The 18463-nt window shown below is 47.0% G+C and carries 21 protein-coding genes; 15 read left to right on the forward strand and 6 right to left on the reverse strand.

The genetic code is table 11. The annotated features are described in order from the left end of the window. Positions 1 to 1233: 1233 nt before the first annotated feature. Positions 1234 to 2127 carry a mechanosensitive ion channel family protein gene (locus MZO40_RS15140; protein ID WP_050339329.1) on the reverse strand — a complete coding sequence of 298 codons (894 nt, stop codon included), beginning with the start codon at positions 2125 to 2127 and terminating at the stop codon, positions 1234 to 1236. A 189-nt stretch (positions 2128 to 2316) separates the two neighbouring features. On the opposite strand from MZO40_RS15140, the gene MZO40_RS15145 reads away from it, so the two are divergent. From MZO40_RS15145 to MZO40_RS15155, 3 genes are all read left to right on the forward strand, one after another. Further along, complete coding sequence (locus MZO40_RS15145) at positions 2317 to 2733, forward strand: DUF948 domain-containing protein (RefSeq protein ID WP_003639138.1); 417 nt, start codon at positions 2317 to 2319, stop codon at positions 2731 to 2733. A 2-nt stretch (positions 2734 to 2735) separates the two neighbouring features. Beyond that, positions 2736 to 3287, forward strand: coding sequence for a YtxH domain-containing protein (locus MZO40_RS15150; protein WP_105962052.1), 552 nt, complete (start codon positions 2736 to 2738; stop codon positions 3285 to 3287). 70 nt (positions 3288 to 3357) lie between these two features. Continuing rightward, on the forward strand, positions 3358 to 3819 hold the full coding sequence (locus MZO40_RS15155; RefSeq protein ID WP_056952756.1) for a MerR family transcriptional regulator: 462 nt from the start codon (positions 3358 to 3360) through the stop codon (positions 3817 to 3819). 241 nt (positions 3820 to 4060) lie between these two features. On the opposite strand, the gene lrgB is transcribed toward MZO40_RS15155, so the two are convergent. The 5 genes from lrgB to MZO40_RS15180 form a co-directional block, all read right to left on the reverse strand. After that, a complete protein-coding gene (gene lrgB / locus MZO40_RS15160) occupies positions 4061 to 4786 on the reverse strand; it encodes an antiholin-like protein LrgB (RefSeq protein ID WP_050339326.1) in 726 nt (241 codons plus the stop codon). A gap of 1 nt (position 4787) precedes the next feature. Further along, entirely contained in the window at positions 4788 to 5261 is a 474-nt protein-coding gene (locus tag MZO40_RS15165) for a CidA/LrgA family protein (RefSeq protein WP_105962053.1), read from the reverse strand. Between the two features lie 130 nt (positions 5262 to 5391). After that, on the reverse strand, positions 5392 to 6111 hold the full coding sequence (locus MZO40_RS15170; RefSeq protein WP_105962054.1) for a LytTR family DNA-binding domain-containing protein: 720 nt from the start codon (positions 6109 to 6111) through the stop codon (positions 5392 to 5394). A gap of 197 nt (positions 6112 to 6308) precedes the next feature. Further along, positions 6309 to 8045, reverse strand: a complete 1737-nt coding sequence (locus MZO40_RS15175; protein ID WP_088771069.1) for a sensor histidine kinase — start codon at positions 8043 to 8045, stop codon at positions 6309 to 6311. 281 nt (positions 8046 to 8326) lie between these two features. Then, positions 8327 to 9436: a Xaa-Pro peptidase family protein gene (locus tag MZO40_RS15180; RefSeq protein ID WP_050339322.1), complete on the reverse strand. Its 1110-nt coding sequence runs from the start codon at positions 9434 to 9436 to the stop codon at positions 8327 to 8329. 255 nt (positions 9437 to 9691) lie between these two features. On the opposite strand from MZO40_RS15180, the gene ccpA reads away from it, so the two are divergent. The 12 genes from ccpA to MZO40_RS15240 all read left to right on the forward strand — a co-directional run bounded on the left by ccpA (position 9692) and on the right by MZO40_RS15240 (position 18452). Then, the gene (ccpA, locus tag MZO40_RS15185; RefSeq protein WP_050339321.1) at positions 9692 to 10702 is read left to right on the forward strand and encodes a catabolite control protein A; all 1011 of its coding nucleotides are present in this window, start codon (positions 9692 to 9694) and stop codon (positions 10700 to 10702) included. Positions 10703 to 10825: 123 nt separating this feature from the next. Then, on the forward strand, positions 10826 to 11695 hold the full coding sequence (locus MZO40_RS15190; RefSeq protein ID WP_105962062.1) for a sugar phosphate isomerase/epimerase: 870 nt from the start codon (positions 10826 to 10828) through the stop codon (positions 11693 to 11695). Beyond that, positions 11692 to 12012: a DsrE family protein gene (locus MZO40_RS15195; protein ID WP_101873254.1), complete on the forward strand. Its 321-nt coding sequence runs from the start codon at positions 11692 to 11694 to the stop codon at positions 12010 to 12012. The genes MZO40_RS15190 and MZO40_RS15195 overlap by 4 nt, the downstream gene beginning before the upstream one ends. Before the next feature lie 443 nt (positions 12013 to 12455). Next, the gene (locus tag MZO40_RS15200) at positions 12456 to 13184 is read left to right on the forward strand and encodes a YebC/PmpR family DNA-binding transcriptional regulator (protein WP_050339319.1); all 729 of its coding nucleotides are present in this window, start codon (positions 12456 to 12458) and stop codon (positions 13182 to 13184) included. Positions 13185 to 13387: 203 nt separating this feature from the next. Then, a complete protein-coding gene (rbsK, locus tag MZO40_RS15205; RefSeq protein ID WP_101873256.1) occupies positions 13388 to 14311 on the forward strand; it encodes a ribokinase in 924 nt (307 codons plus the stop codon). 598 nt (positions 14312 to 14909) lie between these two features. Further along, entirely contained in the window at positions 14910 to 15884 is a 975-nt protein-coding gene (comGA, locus tag MZO40_RS15210; protein WP_050339317.1) for a competence type IV pilus ATPase ComGA, read from the forward strand. Further along, positions 15823 to 16869: a type II secretion system F family protein gene (locus MZO40_RS15215; protein WP_165861065.1), complete on the forward strand. Its 1047-nt coding sequence runs from the start codon at positions 15823 to 15825 to the stop codon at positions 16867 to 16869. The genes comGA and MZO40_RS15215 overlap by 62 nt, the downstream gene beginning before the upstream one ends. Continuing rightward, positions 16866 to 17198, forward strand: coding sequence for a competence type IV pilus major pilin ComGC (comGC, locus tag MZO40_RS15220; protein WP_105962059.1), 333 nt, complete (start codon positions 16866 to 16868; stop codon positions 17196 to 17198). The genes MZO40_RS15215 and comGC overlap by 4 nt, the downstream gene beginning before the upstream one ends. Beyond that, positions 17199 to 17669: a prepilin-type N-terminal cleavage/methylation domain-containing protein gene (locus MZO40_RS15225; RefSeq protein ID WP_050339314.1), complete on the forward strand. Its 471-nt coding sequence runs from the start codon at positions 17199 to 17201 to the stop codon at positions 17667 to 17669. Then, positions 17635 to 17847: a histidine kinase gene (locus MZO40_RS15230; protein WP_105919765.1), complete on the forward strand. Its 213-nt coding sequence runs from the start codon at positions 17635 to 17637 to the stop codon at positions 17845 to 17847. Before MZO40_RS15225 ends, MZO40_RS15230 begins: the two co-directional genes overlap by 35 nt. Continuing rightward, complete coding sequence (locus MZO40_RS15235; protein ID WP_050339312.1) at positions 17840 to 18328, forward strand: prepilin-type N-terminal cleavage/methylation domain-containing protein; 489 nt, start codon at positions 17840 to 17842, stop codon at positions 18326 to 18328. Before MZO40_RS15230 ends, MZO40_RS15235 begins: the two co-directional genes overlap by 8 nt. Then, positions 18288 to 18452, forward strand: a complete 165-nt coding sequence (locus MZO40_RS15240) for a hypothetical protein (RefSeq protein ID WP_162937027.1) — start codon at positions 18288 to 18290, stop codon at positions 18450 to 18452. Before MZO40_RS15235 ends, MZO40_RS15240 begins: the two co-directional genes overlap by 41 nt. Positions 18453 to 18463 lie beyond the last annotated feature (11 nt).

Below are 18463 nucleotides of genomic sequence, written 5' to 3' on the forward strand. Positions count from 1 at the left end.
TTTCAATTGGTTTTGGTCGACTTAATTGTAGCACAGGACGATATGTCCTTTTGTTGTACATAAAAATAGTGTTGATGGATATTATCTATCAACACTAAATATCATAGACCCTAAATATCCCGCCATAATTGATTGATGAAAGTCTGCATCAATCAGTTATGGCGGGATATTTTGGCTTCCGCAATGTGTTAGTTATTCTTCAGCATTAAAGATGATTAAATCATGCCAATTGTTAGGCTTACTGTTCGTCTGCCGGTGATCGTCTTAGTCCGACTTCCGGGGCCGGCTGACAATTGCTGGAACGTAAGCCGACGTCGATTTGAACTCACGCAGAAAGTCACTGCGCAATTTCAAATACGAGTCTTATTCTAAGCCGGAAGCAACCCACTTCCAGCTAAGAATAATTTGGCTACTGAGCATTGTCAGCCGGCCCCTCCAGTCGGGAAGCCGCTCGAATGGCGGATGAACAGCCACCTATCTCGGTACAACTGACCACTGAACGTTAGAAGACAGGTCCTTCGAGCAAACTTAAAATCTATCTTGATGATGCTTATGGTATTTTAGCACTGAGAAGATTACCGAATTTTATTGACTAATTTCAATGGCAACTAGTACTGAATTTAGTCAATAAAATTATCCTTGCTTAGAATTCAAAATTTTGCTATCTCAAACGATCAGTGAAGATTCTGACAAGTTGAGTAAAGTTACTTTTCTGAGACCTTGAAACATGGGTCGAAAAATTTAGTGGTTTTTAGAAACTAGTCCGACAGTTGACTATCAAAATTCCCGTGTACCAAGGAATCAACGATTAATTCCACAAAAAGCTAGGTCCGCACATGTCTGCCTTTCGAATACCATCCCGGCTGGAAGGTATTCGGGGCAAGGCCCAGTGGTGAAATTTCACTTAGCAAGCGTTTTTGGCTTGGTTAGTGAAAGACCAGTATTTAAGACGTGGGTTGTCGGCTTAAATCTGTGTCCACCACGTTCCGGCCATTGCACAGAATGCCTGGAAGCCGGCATAGGACGTCGACATAATAGCCGGTTTACACTAACTCGCTTTGTTTCCAGCGGGTCTCAGCTGGCCGCTTTTGAACTTAGAAATTGGCATGATTTAATCATGATCAATGCCAAATTAACTTTTGCAATGCGGTTAGACGTGAATCAAAATAAAAATTCGACTCGTGATGGTTAAGAATAAGAACCAGCGCGAGTCGAATTTTGGGATTAAATGAGTTATTTATGGGTTGGTGCAATGTTCAATCGTGGTGAAGGGAGTTGAATCCCAGCTGCCCGGGCAGCGTCCAGATAGGCGGACAAGAAGTCACGTTGAATGGCAAATTGCATCCCATTTTTCACGTAGAACTGGACGCGGAAGACCAACGTCCCGTCAGTTTGGGTGGTAACACCTTGAATATCGGGTTCCCCAATGATGTCTGGGTACTTCGGTACTAGTTCCGTATTCGTATCGCGAACGACCTGTGTCAGCTCTTGAACGGGTGTCGTGGTCAGAATATACAGGTCGATCAGAACCCGCATGTCATTGCGAGATTGGTTACTGATAATCAAAATTTTGCGGTTGGGAATGAAGTTCAACGTGCCATCTGGACTAGTAACTTGTGTAGTGCGCAAGCCAATCGCAGAGACGGTGCCCTCGATCGTTTCAATTTTGACATAGTCACCGACGTCAATTTGGTCTTCTAATAAAATAAAGAAACCGGTGACGATATCACTGACAAAGCCTTGGGCCCCTAAGCCAAGTGCGACACTGAAAATTCCGGCACTAGCGATCAATGTGCCAACGGGAACGCCCAGTACGGACAGTACGGCATAAATCCCAAAGAACATGATGACGTAGTGGTAAATATTCAGCGATAACGTGTAAATGGTTGAAATCCGGTTGTTGGCTGTATCGCTCGTATTGGCATTGGTCATGAATAAGTGATGAATCAGGCGTTTTCCTAGCCGATCAATGACCCAAAATAGTAAAATAAATAAAATGATTTCGAGTATTTTGCCACCAATATTAATAATAATTTGTTGCCAGTCAATTTTCTTAGCAAGCTTCATCCAGACGGAGACTTGTTTGGTCGGGTTCTCCACGGCTGCTAAGTTAATTGCATTAAACATATCTTCACCCTCGTTAATTGTTGTCTGTTCACTAGTTTATCAGATTTGACTTGGTCAACCAAGTGATTATCGTTCCAGCGTGATTAAATGGCCGATAGACTCGGTTGTAAGCAGGTTTTTAATTGCGGTATACTTAAGACAATGCTATGCTAGTTCTAATATAGTGGCTGTTGAAGGAGGAATTTTAGGATGATTACACACATTGCGGGCATCATTGCCGCCATTGCATTCTTATTACTAGTTTGCTTTATCGGGATTTTCTTAATGCGGATTACCAAAACGATGGGGGAAGTTAATCGCAGTTTGAGCAACATTACTGATGATGTTGACGCCTTGTCGCATGAAACTGAAAAAATCATGGCAAATGCCAATGAATTATTGAAGGATGTCAATGGTAAGGTTGCAACGATCGACCCCGCGTTCCAAGCAATGGGTGACTTGGGACAAAGTGTTTCAGATTTAAATGCAGCAACGCGTGAATTAACGGCTAAAGTCGGCAAATCCAACGAAAAACGCAGCAAGTTTTCAAGTGCTAGCAAGGTTGGTAAGGCCGCATTTGATGTTTATCGTAACCGGCGTTCAAAAAATAATAGTGAGGAGTCTTAATTATGTCGAAAAAAGGATTCTTATTAGGTCTTATCGTAGGTGGCGCGGCCTTGGCCACTGCTGTTAAACGTTTAGATGACGACAAAAAGGCTGAATTAAAAGCCAAAGCGCAACAAGGGATTGCAGATTTTAAAGATCGTGCCATTGACTATGCGTTCTATGCCAATGATGCGGCCGAAGATTTCAAAGCCGAAGCCGGCCAACAGTTTGAAGATGCCAAGCAAAAAGTCGCTGACTTCGCGGACCAATACCAAGCCGCTAAGCAAGAAACTGGTGCGACTTACGGCTCAAGCCTCGACCAAGCGACAGATAGTTTGCGTTCCGAACTAGCCAAGGTCGAAGATGACGACCTCGACGAACAGGATATCGTCATTGATGGTGGGGCAGCTTATCAAGATGCCAGTCAATCATCGTCAGCTTCTGATGAAACGTCGGAAGCGACAAGTGAAGCGGATTCGGCTGCGACCGATGCGTCAACTGACGAACAATCAGTAGCGCCAACTTCAGCTGAAGAAGCACAGCCAACTGATGAGAAGCCATCATCAGAAAAATAAAGCGTTAGGTCATTAATTGGGACACGGAGCGGTTGCTCGGTGTCCCATCTGTTTTGAGGAGGGAATCAAGTTGTATTCAATAGGCGCAGTTGCGAAAAAGACTGGAATTTCAAGTTATACCCTACGCTATTATGACAAGGCGGGGTTAACGCCGTTTGTTAAACGTGATAAGCAGGGTCGGCGGGTTTTTAACGATGCCGACTTAGATTCATTAGCCCTCATTCGCTGCTTAAAACAAACTGGGATGCCGTTGGAAGATATTCGGCAATTTATCAGCTGGTGTGCGGCCGGCGACGAAACCATCGACCAACGACTGGCCATGTTTGAGGAACAGCGTGAAGCCGTTGAGGCCCAGATTCACCAATCTTTATTGAATCTCCAAAAGGTCAACCATAAGATCGATGTTTATCGGCGCGCGAGTCAAGCCGGCAGTGAAGCAGCCGTGGACTGCGATGTCCTACCACTTAAGCAGACCGATGAATTACTGCACGAGGTTGCAGATTATGAAGCATCGCATCCACTGCCAGAATAACGTCAGGTGGGCGTGGTTTAAAAGATGGGACTGATAAGTTCGTACGCACTGTGATCATGCTTAGGTTGGACCGAGGCTGATTCACGCGCCAGTTCTTAAGCGCTAAAGTAGCCAGCTTGGGCCACTGAAAAAAGCAAGTTAACGTGCACAAGCTGTGATTTTAGGACATATCAAAGGCGCCACTAAGCAATGTTCGCTTAGTGGCGCCTTTTCAGTTTGATAAGGTGATATGAGGGAAACATTAGAACAGGATTCGACTAAAGATTGGGACGATCAGGTCAATGACGATACCGATAATCACAACGGCAATCGCGGCCATTGAGCCTTGAACCGAACCTAGTTTCAGCGCGTAAGCCGAACCAATCGTGTGGCCCGAAGTACCCAATCCAAGCCCGACACCGATTGGATTACGATTGAGCCGGAACGTTTTGACCAACCAGTCACCAAGTGCATAGATGATAACGGCGTTTAGAATACAAGCCATGGCGGTCACAGCGCTGTTGCCACCAATTGAGGTTGCAATCGGTAAGGCAATCGCGGTCGTTGCGGCTTGCGGTAACATTGATTTAGTCGCCACTTCGCTGAGGCCCATTAATTTTGAGATGCCAACGATGGCGACTAGTGAAATACTAGCACCGATAACTAGCGAGGCCAGAATGTCTAACCAATATTTTTTGATAATATCATTACGCTTATAGAGTGGAATCGCGAATGCGATTGTCGCCGGACTCAAGAACCAAAAAATCAGGTCGCCGCCTGGTTTATAGGCGGTTGTGTAAAGTTTAGCGGTGCTGGTGCCTAAGACCGTTGCGAGTAGTACTAAGATGGCGATTCCCAGAACCATCGCGACAAATAGTGGTTGAAAAATGAACAGACCGTGACTTTTCTTGAATAACCATTGCCCAATCAGGTAAACCCCAATGGACAAGACGATGCCAAAAAAGGGGGTCGTAATGAGTGTTGACATCTTAATCACGCTCCTTATCTTCTGGGGACACGGCCTGGGTCAGATTGGTTGCTGAGCTGGTCGGTCGACTGAAGCCTGTTTTGAGTAATTGGTGCGCCCAAATCAATCCCTTGGCTGTATAGGTCGTCACAACCAGTAAAATAATCGTGGCACAAATGATGACAATTGCCAGTTGAAGGCCTTGTTGCTGCATGATTTTCAAGTTAGCAGCTAGTGAAATGCCGGAAGGGACAAACAGAAAACCGATAATGCTAATCAGGAAGCTGCCAACCGAGTCGACCCATTCGAGTTTAACGATGTGTAATGTTAGCGCTAAATATAATAAGATGAGGCCAATCACTGGTGCGGGAACTGGAAAATTAGCTGGGAAGAGTCCCGAGAGGCCATTCGCAATAAAAAGGACTGCCGTATAGATTCCGATTTGAACGAGAAATGGTGCTGAGGCTGTTTTAGGTGTTGGGTTGGGTTTCGACATGACAATCATCCTTCTTTCCTTGTTTTTCGAGATTATCATAACGAAAAAAAGCGCATTTAAGCGCTTTTTTAGCCGAATAACAAAATATTGGCCGTGAACTGCCCTAATTGACTGCCGAATGGTTTACCAACTACATGCGGAGTTTCTCTCTGAGAGGCTTGATGAATGAACGGCCGACCGGGAGTTTTTGTCCATCACTCATGGTCAATTGATAAGTATGGTTAAACCAAGGCTGAATTTCGTGTATATCAGCAACGTTGACTAAAACACTGCGATGGACCTGAATAAACTGGTCAGAATCCAAACGCGCCTTTAGCCAGTTGAGCGTTTCACGGGTCATGAGCTGGTCGTCGTGGGTCGTAATCGTGAGTTCGCCATTATTGATCACCGCATAACGGATGTCAGTCATTTGAATGACCCGAGTCTTTTCATCCTGCGTAATCGTAATCACCGTTGCAGTCGGTGTAGTGGTTGACGGTTCAACCGGCGTCTTCAGGAGTGAGTTGGCTTTCTCGACCGCTTGATCGACGCGTGCCTGTTCGAATGGCTTCAAAACGTAGTCGATGGCGTCAATATTAAACGCATCGACGGCATAACTGTCATAAGCTGTGGCAAAAATGACTAGGGGTGGGTTCGCCAGTTGATCGAGATCTTTGGCCAACGTGAAGCCATTCTCATCGTTGAGGTCGATATCTAAGAAGAGCAGGTCGATTTTTTTACTAATAAGTAGCTGGAGACCTTCAGCGATGCTGGCTGCTTGAAATACAGCCTCAACTTGCGGATTTTGTTTGAGTAAGTACTCGAGTTCTTGCCGTGCGAGTGGCTCGTCATCCAGAACTAAAATATTCATTGAAATTCACCTCGTGTGAGCGTTACTTGGTTGTGATTGAGCAACCGATTTGCAAGGAACAGGCCAAAAACGAGTGGTCAGCGTTCCAATTTCGCGTTTAGATTAACCGAAAATAGTTCTGTTTCCAATCAACTGTCGGCGTGGGTGATACGAGAACTATTTTGGACTATCGCAGATTGATGGGCAGCCATCGCCAGCTATTTCGTGTGATTGGCTGAGCGCCTTGGAATCGCCATTTTAATCGTGGTTCCGGCTGTCGTACTCTGAATCTGTAGTTGACTTGCCGGACCGTATAAGCCAATTAGCCGTTGATTGAGATTAAAGAGTGCGGTCCCAGTGCCTGATTTAGAATCGATTGCGACCTCACCCAACTGGGGAAGTAGTGCTGGTGCGATTCCGTTGCCATTATCGCTGACCTCCAGCAGGACGGTGTCGGCCGATTGTTGAACGCTAATATTAATCTGATTATTTGACGAACGACCAGTAAAGGCGTGTTTGACCGCGTTTTCTACTAAGACTTGCAGGCAGAAGGGTGGAACTTTGATCTGAGCATCTGGCGCAATATCGTAAGTGACGCGATACTTATCGGGAAAGCGGGTCTGCTCAAGGGCAATGTACGAGTTGACATGTTCACACTCTTGCTGCAGTGGGATTTCAGTCTCACGAACACCTTGTAATGTCGACCGGAAAAACGTGCTTAGTTGCAGTAATGCGGTGCGGGCCTGTTCCACGTTCGTTCGCATCAGCGCACTGATGGTATTAATGGCGTTGAAGAAGAAGTGCGGGTTGATTTGTGCTTGTAAGGCTTTGATCTTGGCATCACTCGCTAGTTTGGATTGTTCTTCAGCAATTCCCAAGGCCAATTGACTTGAAAAAATCGAGGCCAGTCCCAGTGCTAAGTTTTCTTCAACTGGTGTGAGCCGTTCAGCTTCAACGAAATACATCTTGAGTGCACCAATCGTTCGGTCATTAACCTTGAGTGGTAGCACGATTGCTGACTCGAGTGGACAGTTGGCGTTGGGACAACCAATTTCGGCTTTATGATAAGCAAAACGAGCGGTACCGCTGGTGATAACGTGCTTGGAGAGGTCAGTCATCACCGTTTGGTTGGGAAGATGGTGGTCCTGACCAGCGCCAACGTGTGCGAGTACATTGACCCGGTCGGTAATTCCGACTGCATCAAAATTCGTATACTGCTTAATGATCTGGCAGACCTTAGCAGCGGACTGAACGTTGAGTCCTTGGCGAAAGTAGGGCAGGGTCTTGTCCGTCAGATTGAGGACATCATGCGTCTGCACGGCTTTTAGTTGTTGTTCATTGGTAATATAAGCGTTAATGATCGAGACGAACACGAAGGCACCGATACTATTGAGCCCCATCATTGGAATGAAAATGAGCTTTAATAACGCCAAACCGCTGAAAATGCCAATAAAAATCATTTGAATCCCTTCGGAGCAGATGCCAAGCAGTGCGGTAATCCAAGGACCGGCATAGGTGTCGTTGCGCTTGAAGTATCGTCCCGCAACACCTGAAAAGAGGCCAACCAGCATTGAACTGGGAATGTAGAAGAAGTCAGAGAGACTGCCTTGAATGACCCGGTGCAGGCCGCCTAAAAAACCGACCGCGGTTCCAACAATGGGTCCGCCGATAATTCCGGCAACCGTAATCGTCAGGGTGCGCGTATTCGCGATGGAATCGGACTGGGGCAACGTGGTCAAAAAAGTGCTTTGAATCAGCGCGCTGTCATGCGTGATTTCAACACCGGTCAAGTTGGAGATGACCGTGAAAATGGCGAAAATGATGATTAGTGCGAATTTGGCCTGCCACGTATTTTGGTTAATCAGGCGACGGAAGAAACGCACGTTCACGAGAATAAAAGCTAGGGCAAGAATAATCCCGAGTCGCTGTAAAAGTAAGATGAATAGGGTAAACAAGCGGGCAAACCTCCTTGAAGATGGTCTTAGCGCTGCTAATCAGGTGAGCGCGCTAGTAGACTTATTCTATGACAAGCAACCACGATTAGTAAAGCGGTTACTTGCGTTAATCGAACGATTTTAAGTTGACGAGGAAGATGGGGGAGAACCGTCAAGCCCAGGTTTTTAGATTGATAACAGGTTGCTGGCGGTTCCTTGCACTAGGACAAAAAAATCCGCCCCATCCTGATAAGCACAATGGGGCGGATTATTCATTTTATCGAGAATACGAGCCGTTTAGACTAGAGGTCCAAAATTTTCATTTCCTTTGGTGTGTGCGTGAATGGCTTGAAGCCTTCCTTCGTCACCACACCACAATCTTCGATCCGGACACCAGCTACGCCTGGAATGTAAATCCCAGGTTCAACGGAGAAGCACATTCCTTCAACTAATGGCATGTGGTTTCCAGCCATGATGGACGGAAATTCGTGGTCGGTTTGACCGATTCCGTGGCCGAGGCGGTGAATGAAGTATTCGCCATAGCCAGCTTTAGTGATGATGTCGCGGGCGATCTTATCGACGTCTTCAGCGGCCATGCCTGGTTTGATGGCTGCTTGGGCGGTCAAGTTAGCTTCCAGACAAACGTCGAAGATTTCTTTTTGCTTGTCGGTTGGCTGACCATAGGCGATCGTCCGTGAGGCATCTGATGCGTAGCCTTCATACATCACACCGAGGTCGAACAAGACCAGTTCGTTAGGTTTAACCTGAGTTTCGTTGGTTGCACCATGTGGATTAGCAGCGTGTTCACCAGCTTGGACCAAAGTATCAAAACTCATTTCCATGATGCCTTTTTTCATCAAGGCGTATTGGAGTTCAGCAGCAATTTGTTGCTCAGTGCGACCGGCTTTGACAGCGGCAAACCCTTGTTCGAAGGCAAAATCGGCCCATTTACCGGCAATGTTCAACTTTTCGAGTTCATCCGCCGTTTTGACGAGCCGCAGTTGCTGGATATATGGTGATAAATCCTTGTCGAAGTGGGCAGCTGGGAATTGCGCCTTGAGGGCATTGAACCGGTCAAGCGTCAAGTTGCCCGCTTCAAGTGCCCACGACTTAGGATCAGTGAGCTGTTCTTGGATATGCGTTGCAATCAAAGCATATGGATCTTCGTGATCCAAGTAACCGAAGACCTTGTATGGCCAGCCCATTTCCTTGATGGCTTCAACTTCCAGCGCAGGGGCGAAGAGGAACGGTTCAGCATCTGCGAACACGAACAATCCCAGTGTCCGTTCGTAGGGATTGCTTTCAAACCCAGTCAAATATGAAATGGTGTGGAAATTACTAATGTAGGTCACGTCAACGTGGTTATCTTGCGTCCACTGACGGACTTGTTGCAGTTTCGTATAATCTGCCAATTCAAAACACTCCTTTAGATATGATAATACTAGTATAGCGCTCTTGATGATAAAAAGCTGAGAATCGTTAGTGAAAAATAACAATCTCCGTGTGGTAAATCTTGCATTTTGAAAACAGATAGGGTATTATTTTCATGAAAGCGATTTCAGTAGCATTCTTAAGTTGCATTGAGACCGTAATTTTGCTATATTGGTTGATGTTGCATGAAAACGGATGAAAACATATGATACCAAGCAAGAAAGGGCTATTTTTATATGGAAAAGCAAACAGTAACAATTTATGATGTGGCGCGTGAAGCGGCGGTTTCAATGGCCACGGTTTCACGGGTGGTTAATGGGAATCCTAACGTTAAACCAGCAACGCGGAAGAAAGTTTTAGCCGTCATTGAACGGTTGGACTATCGGCCAAATGCCGTTGCACGTGGACTAGCAAGCAAGCGCTCAACGACGGTCGGCGTCATTATCCCAGATGTCACGAACATTTACTTCGCCTCACTGGCACGTGGGATCGATGACATTGCGATGATGTACAAGTATAACATCATTTTGACCAACTCAGACGATGCTGGGGAACAAGAAGTTAACGTGTTAAATACGTTGATGGCTAAGCAAGTTGACGGGGTTATTTTCATGGGGAACCATATTGATGATAAACTCCGTGCAGAATTCAAACGGGCTAAGGCACCCGTTGTGTTGGCTGGGACAGTTGATCCTAACAACGAAACGCCTAGCGTTAACATTGACTATGCAGCTGCCGTTGAAGAAGCGGTCACGAACTTAATTGGCCGTGGTCACAAGAAGATTGCTTTAGCACTCGGTTCACTCTCACAATCAATCAACGCTGAATACCGGTTGACTGGTTACAAGCGGGCGTTGACGAAGGCTAAAATTCCATTTGACGATGCGTTGGTTTATGAAGCGGGCTACTCATACGATGCCGGCCGTAAGTTACAACCGGTCATTGCTGATAGCGGTGCGACTGCCGTCTTTGTTGGTGACGATGAAATGGCTGCCGGCATTATCAATGCAAGCATGGAAACTGGCATCAATGTGCCTGATGATTTGGAAGTCGTTACGAGTAACGATACGATCATCACGCAGATTACGCGTCCAGCCATCACCTCAATCACGCAACCACTTTATGATATCGGTGCCGTTGCGATGCGGATGCTCACTAAGCTGATGAACGATAAGGAACTTGACGAAAAGACGGTCACATTACCATACGGGATCGTTCGCCGTGGTTCAACTAAGTCGGCTGACTAATGAGACGCCGGTGTCGGGAAGTCTGGTTGACAATCAACGGAACGATAGCGGTATACTAGGTTTGGAATCTGATTCCAAACCTTTTTATTTGGCTGGAATTTATTGGAAGGATGAGTGGTGCAGATGACCCAATTAGCGTTACGGCGGCGTCCTGGGAAGATTCAGTTAGGTCTGAAAGCTTCCCAAACACCGGCACAATTAATGAACCGATTACAATACCGACCGCAAGTATTTGAATTTTTTACCAGTGAAGCAGATTTTGACTCGGCGGCGTTTGCTGCATTGAAGGCGGCAGTGTTATTTGTGAAAGAAAATGTCACCGAGCAGATCGTGATTCACCACCCGATGAGTTATCATGGCGTTCACTTGGACCAATTGTTGGACCCCAAGCGCGAAGCTGAGGCATATCAATTTTTGCATGACAGTACGGCGGCCTTACTCGGTTTAGCGACGGAACTGGACGTCAAGGTGCTGGTTCATGGCGGCTACGGCAGCGACAGTGTTCCGTTGATCAATGAATATGAGTCGTTAAGTGTCGCTCGGGATGTCGTGTTGGAACGCCTAGACGAGCTGGTACGTCAGGGGAGTGGGCACGTGATGATTGAAAATGGGGTCACGGCCAGCTTCATGTACGGTGATCCACAGCTCGATGAGCGCATCATTCAGCATCACTATCCGCTGGTCTGTGATTTGAGCCACGTTTTCATTGCTTTACATGGCGATATGGACCTGACGATGCTGGCCTTAAAACGCTTAGCACCGCTGATTCAGCACTATCACCTTGTCGATTCGATGGGGCAGCGTCACGACAGCTTGCCACTCGGGCAGGGGTTAATCGATTGGCAGCGTGTACTGCCGGTGTTGAACCCCCGCGCAACGATGATTTATGAAGTGCCGGATGAAACGGATGCCACTTGCGGTAATATGTTGAGTAGTTATCATTATTTACGGGCGTTAGAAGTGCGTTCACTTGAAGGGAGTCCAATCAAATGACCAATTTAGTCGTCCATGTCGATGAACCAGAAAAAGTGTCGATGGCGATTAGTAACGTTCGCAATTTCTTAGACCTACGTCCAACCAGTACGGTCGTGATCGTGGTCAACGGGCCCGCCATCACCACGTTGACGACCCCGGCCTGGAATGACATGTTACAGGACCTGCCACAAGTTGAGGTGGATGCCTGCCATAACGCGATGGCGAGCCATCATATTCAGGCCGACCAGCTTCCGGACGGGGTCACCGTGGTTCCAGCGGGCGTTGTGCGCCTGGTGGATTTACAGGATGCGGGCTATGCTTATTTGCGGCCATAGGTGAATGGAATTTTGGCGTGATAAGAATCTATCGTGAGATGGGTGTTGTTACTGCTGGGAGTTAGACAAGCTGATTGGTTTAAGAGATTGGAGTGTGCAAAATTACTGACTCAGAGAAGAAACTGATCAAAAGTATAGAGAAATCAATAGACCCTGCCAACTGGGGTGGCATGCATCATTTAACAATTGATGAACTAAATCAACTTTTGAAAAAGCAACCAAAGGTCAATAAGCGCAAATATATGCTACTGACAAAATCGAAACAGCGCCCTTGACCGATTATTAAACTTTTGGCGCCTTGATTTAAGCCTCAGCAACATACAGGTTCAATTAAAGTGAGTACAGGCGGGTCTAGCGCTTGAAATCGCTCGCTTTTTTTGCTATCATACTTTACGTATGTTTATCTACTAAACTGAAAATAAATATGAAAGAAGGAGTCACACATGTCAGGACATTCAAAATGGCATAACATTCAAGGACGTAAGAACGCCCAAGATGCTAAACGTGGGAAAGTTTTCCAAAAGATTTCCCGTGAACTATATATGGCTGTTAAAGCCGGGGGTCCTGATCCAGATTCTAACGCGCAATTGCGGTTAGTTATGGATAAGGCCAAAGCTGCCAACATGCCTAAAGATAATATTAAACGGGCGGTTGATAAAGGTAGTGGCTCCGGTGCGGAGAACTACGAAGAAGTTACTTACGAAGGCTACGGCCCTGGTGGTATCGCCGTTCTGGTTCACGCATTAACTGACAACAAAAACCGGACTGCTGCGGCCGTTCGTTCAGCATTTACGCATCATGGTGGTGCATTGGCTGCAACGGGTGCCGTTAGCTACATGTTCGATCGTAAGGGTTACATCGTTATCAGTCGTGAAGATTTAGACACGGATGAAGATACGATGCTGATGGATGTTTTGGATGCTGGTGGTGATGATTTACAATCAAGCGACGAAGCATTCGAAATCTACACGGATCCTAAGCAATTAGCTGCTGTACGGGATGCTCTTGAAGCCAGTGGTTACAAGTTGGAAACGGCCGAATTGACCATGATTCCAGAAAACTTGACTGACGTTCCAGCTGATAAAGTTGAAAAGTTACAACACATGATTGATGAATTAGAAGATAACGACGACGTATCAGAAGTATACGAAGCTGCTAACTTCCCAGACTAATCAGTCTTAGCGCGGTTCTTTGATGAAAGTCAGAGGACCGCGCTTTTTTGATGGGCAATTTTTGGCGGTGATTTGCAACTTGCCTGAGGCGCCTTGGTTGCATCCAAATCTTGTTTTTAGCTGATAACTGACGCAAAACGGATGCATCACCCGGTGCAGTTTGCTAAAATTAGGACAGTTGAACATTGAAGGGACGAATAATCATGAATAAAGTAACCGTGTTAGGCAGTTTAAATGTCGATTCGATTTTACGCTTCAAACGTTTTCCAAAACCTGGGGAGACTTTACCACTGACAGGAAAGAGTGTTGCAGGTGGTGGCAAGGGCGCAAATCAAGCGATCGCAGCTGCCCGGGCCGGTGCCCAAACGACCTTTATTGGTAAGGTTGGACAAGATCAGGAAGGTACTTTTATGGTCCAACAACTGACAGAGAGCGGGGTCGACGATCGCTTTGTTCAGCATAGTGATGCGGCTGCGACCGGCTCCGCATTTATCCTGTTGGATGCAAGTAGCGAAAACCGAATTCTAATTGACGGTGGGACCAACCAGCTCGTCACGGCGGAAGATGTTGAGCAAGCCCAATCAGTGATTGCGGACAGCACGTTTTTAATTGCGCAGTTTGAAACACCGATTGCTGCGACCCAACGCGGATTTGAGCTTGCACGAGCCGCTAAGCAGAAGACGATTCTTAATCCAGCACCGGCAACGGACGCGGTGCCAGCTGAATTATTAGCGGTCACGGATTTGATCGTCCCAAATGAGACTGAGACGGAAACGCTGACTGGCGTTCATATCACGGATGAAGCTTCGATGGTTGCTGGCGCGCAAAAATTACAAGCACTAGGTGTAGCCAACGTCATTATCACGGTCGGTAGCAAGGGTGCCTTTTGGATGCGCGGTGGTGAACACGGATTTGTCCCGGCCTTTAAAGTTGACGCAGTGGATACAACGGCAGCTGGTGATACGTTCATTGGCGCGTTAAGCTCTGTATTGCAACCAGATTTCAGTAACTTAGCTGAGGCCGTGCGTTTTGCCAATCGCGCTTCGTCATTGGCAGTTCAAAAATTAGGCGCGCAGCCTTCCATTCCAACTCAGGCGGAAATTGTGGCTGCGGATCAAACTAAGTAACAAAAGCAACGACTTTATTATCGGCATCGAAATTTCAAAGCTATTCTGGAGCGCAATCGCTTCAGAATGGCTTTTTGGCGTTCAATCAAAATGTGTTCTGAAAAAGTTTAATTTTTTTCGTGGAAATGGGTCTCATTTTACGAAACTACTTGTATGAAAGGAGCAATCCATCGTGCCGTGACAATTTGATACTGAAATAATCTCAAACGAACAATATAGTGGTACAAAACAGTGACTGCACCCTTATCAGCCGTATTTTGCACCGAGGCGAGCTGTTTTCAGATTAATTGGCGTCACGATTGGCCAGAAACCCGCCGACAAATTGCCGGCAAACCTATTCAGGAACTGATTTTAATAAAGCATAAATCCCAGAGAGGGTGAATGGATTGATTGTTCGTGATAGTTGGAGATAACCGCAACAAACTGATGCTTCACTGTAGCGAATACAGCCGGTTTTGCGAACCCTGATACTTAGAAACTAGGCAGCGTGACGCAGCATGATGCTGTGAAATCAAGAAAGGAAGTATGCCAGTCATACCGTCTGTGTGTCCAACTGGGCCACAGACAATCTGCCTGGTATCACCGTGTGAAATGCTTCATGTCAATTGAAACTGAGTTGAACCAAATGATTCAAGCCGCCGTTGAACAACGGGCCAGTGATATTTATTGGATGCCAGCAACAGAAGGTTACCAGGTGCTGATTCAAGCCGCCGGAAAATTGCGCGCACTTGCCCAAATCAGTACCACACTCGCGCAACAGCTCATTAATCACATCAAATATCGAAGTAATATGGCCATTAGTGACCATCGGCGGCCGCAACTTGGCGCTATGATGCTAACGCTGGATGAGCAGACCTTAAACCTGCGCATCTCAGTCGTTGGTGATTTTTTAGACCGCGAATCGCTGGTCATTCGGATATTGTACGAGGGTGAATCCCAGAATCTCCAATATTTGATTCCAAGTCAGCGTGAACAGTTGAGTCAGCTCATGCACCATACTGGGTTGATTGTCTTTTCTGGACCGATGGGCGCTGGAAAAACGTCGACCATGTATGACCTAGTGCGTCAACTGCGGGGACAACGATTGGTGATGACCATTGAAGATCCAGTCGAGATCTACGAACCAGATTTTTTGCAGTTACAAGTTAATCCACCCGCTCAGATGGCCTATGCGGATTTATTAAAGGTCGGTCTTAGGCATCACCCGGATGTGTTTATCATTGGGGAGATTCGGGATGCGGAAACCGCCAGAATCGCGATTCAAGCTGCCTTGAGTGGCCATCTGGTGTTGAGTACGTTGCATGCACGGGGTGTTTATGGGATTATTCCGCGATTAGCACAATTAGGCGTAGAACCAGCCGTTCTCGAACAAGCCGTAACGGCCATGTCGTATCAGCGATTAGTCCCGGTGACGGATGGCAGTATGGCGACCTTATTTGATACGGTGGTTATGCCACATGAGCGCCCGAAGACGACACAAATGATGACGGAGAGGTGGGGACAATTAATTGATGAACAACTGGCAGCGGGTCGCCTTGATCATGCGACGGCCCATCAACTTAAGGAAGCGTAAGCGACTTCCAATTGCGATGCAAGCGACGCTATTTGAAACTGTGGCGGACCTATTGGGCAACGGCTTTTCATTCCAACAGGCCTTTCAATTTGCTGTGGATGTACAGGGACCAGCATTTCAAGTCCTGCAGCCCGTTCTCGTGCGCCTAGCAGCGGGTGATGACTTGTCCACGGCGTTACGTCCATATATTGCGGTCGACCTATATTATCAATTTTTAATTGCGGAGACGCATGGGGAGCTTCGACACACGTTGACGCAGGCTGGCCAGTTGATGCGTGCCCGTGCGGAACAGGGCCGACAGATTCGACGGTTATTGCAGTATCCATGTTTATTATTGGTCCTGCTATTGGGGACGCTCGGGTTAGTGAAGGCTGCAATTCTACCGAGCTTAGGTGCCCAGGCCAGTGTCGGTCACCAGGCGACATTACCTTGGCAACTAATCTCGATTGGAATACTGGTCGTTGTTGCTGCACTCGGTTGGTGTGGCTGGCGCTTTCAGCAGCTACCAATCAGGCAGCGGTATCATTGGTTGGTCAAAATGCCCTTGATTGGCAAGCTGATCAAGAGTTATTGCGGCTACTATTTGAGTTTAAATGCTGGCATGCTACTTGCGGGTGGATTAGGGATTCGGGGTATTTGTGAGGTCAGCCAGCAGTTTCAGGCCAAAGCTTTTATTCACCAACAGGGGAAAGTGGTGGAGCGGGCTTTGCTGCAGGGAACGTCACTAATGGCAATTATTCAGGCCGACCGCTTATTGCCGGATGAACTCGCTTTATTAGTCGGCAAAGAGAGCCCAGCTGAACAGTTGAGTCAGGAGTTACTGTATTTTGCGACCATGCAGTATGAACGGCTGATTCGCCAACTTAATCGGATGATTGGTTGGATTCAACCAATCATGTTTGGGGTTATTGCGCTCGTGGTCGTGGGCACGTATTTGAGTTTGTTGCTACCGATGTACCAATCAATGGGGGAGATTTTAAAATGACATTATTAATGAAACGCTTGATGAAGAAAACGACTGCGCCGCAACGCGGGTTTACGTTGATTGAAATGGTGATCGTGTTGGCCATTATTAGTTTGCTAATGTTGATTGTGGTGCCAAACTTGCACGATCAACGTAAGAATGCGTCCGTACGTCAACAGGAGGCGTTGACGGAAGTTGTTCAAAATCAGGCTGAAATGTACACCAGCGATACTGGCGAGGAAGCGACGATTGACAAGATGAAGGAGGCTGGTTACCTCAATGACAAACAAGCCAAGCAAGCGACGGACCAGGCTATTAATCCAATTCGGCCCACCAAGCCCAAAGCATAAATGGCTAGCCGCCATGGTTTCACGTTAATTGAAACGGTCACCGTACTTGCAATCGTGACCAGTATGGCCGTGATCACCGTCCATCGGTTTCCAACGCGGCAGCGACAAGTAGCCGATGAACAAGCGTTTTGGCGTGATTTACAGACGATGTGGCAACAGCGGACTTTTGAAGCGAGTGTGACTGGCCATCCGCAAGTCGTCAGTTTTCGGGGGACGGAGGTCGTCAGTTGGACCGGCAAACAGGGTCATCCGATACCAAAACAACAGTGGCACCTAGCATTACCGGCGACGTTGAAGACGGAACGCGGGCGCGATATTCAGATTTGGAAGAATGGTCATCCGCAATTAGCGGTCGTCATTTTTAAATCAGCGCTGCGACCAAAGCAGAAGATCAAATTAAACGCACTAATGGGGTGGGGGGCTTATCGAGTTACCAATGTTAAAGACGCACAGTGGTTTTATGATGATTGAGACGATTACCGCATTGGGCCTGTTGATGGGCGGTCTAATTGGGTTTGAGAGCCTCGAGATAATGATGCAGCATCGTGAGGCTCAGACGTTACAAGCGATTCAAGCTGCTCGTAGCACGTATGAGACTTATGCCATTGAATTATTGAATGCGCCTCAGTTGGCCGTGCCCAATGATTAAGCGTGCGGGTTTTACCCTCATTGAAGTGGTATTTTCATTAGGAATCGTGGCGGTCGTCATGGCGACTTTGTTTCAAGGCCAACGTAATCTTGCCCGCCGTACTCAGGTCGATTTACCGACCGTCGACTGGTACTTGATGCTCCATGAACTTGAAAATCCGGATCATCATTTTGTATTCACAGCGATTTCCAATGCAGCTGGCTTCGACGAGGGCCACAGTGCTGTCATTGTGAATGAGGCCAAGGACAAAGAATATCGTTTGACCTATTTTCATGTGCTTCATCAGATTGTGTTAATGCACAAAGGTGGCGGCCGAATAATCATGATGAGAGGCGTCAGTCAGTTTCACATCGAGCCGGACATGACGTTAACCATGACGACTGATCATGGTATTCATTTTAAAGCCCGACTACTTTTACCCGATAGGAGGCACGCACCAGATGAAGAAACACCGCGGGACGATTCTGCTGTCAGTGATTAGTTTACTGATGATTGGCGGGGCATTCGAGACGCAACGTTACATGAATTTTCGGGCCAGACAACACTTGCATTATCTGATACTGGAATCTTATGACCATCCTTATCAGGCCAAACCGCATCGATAAGTGGTGATCGA

Origin of the sequence: Lactiplantibacillus sp. B652 (assembly GCF_023806745.1) — a bacterium.
Taxonomy (GTDB): domain Bacteria; phylum Bacillota; class Bacilli; order Lactobacillales; family Lactobacillaceae; genus Lactiplantibacillus; species Lactiplantibacillus pentosus.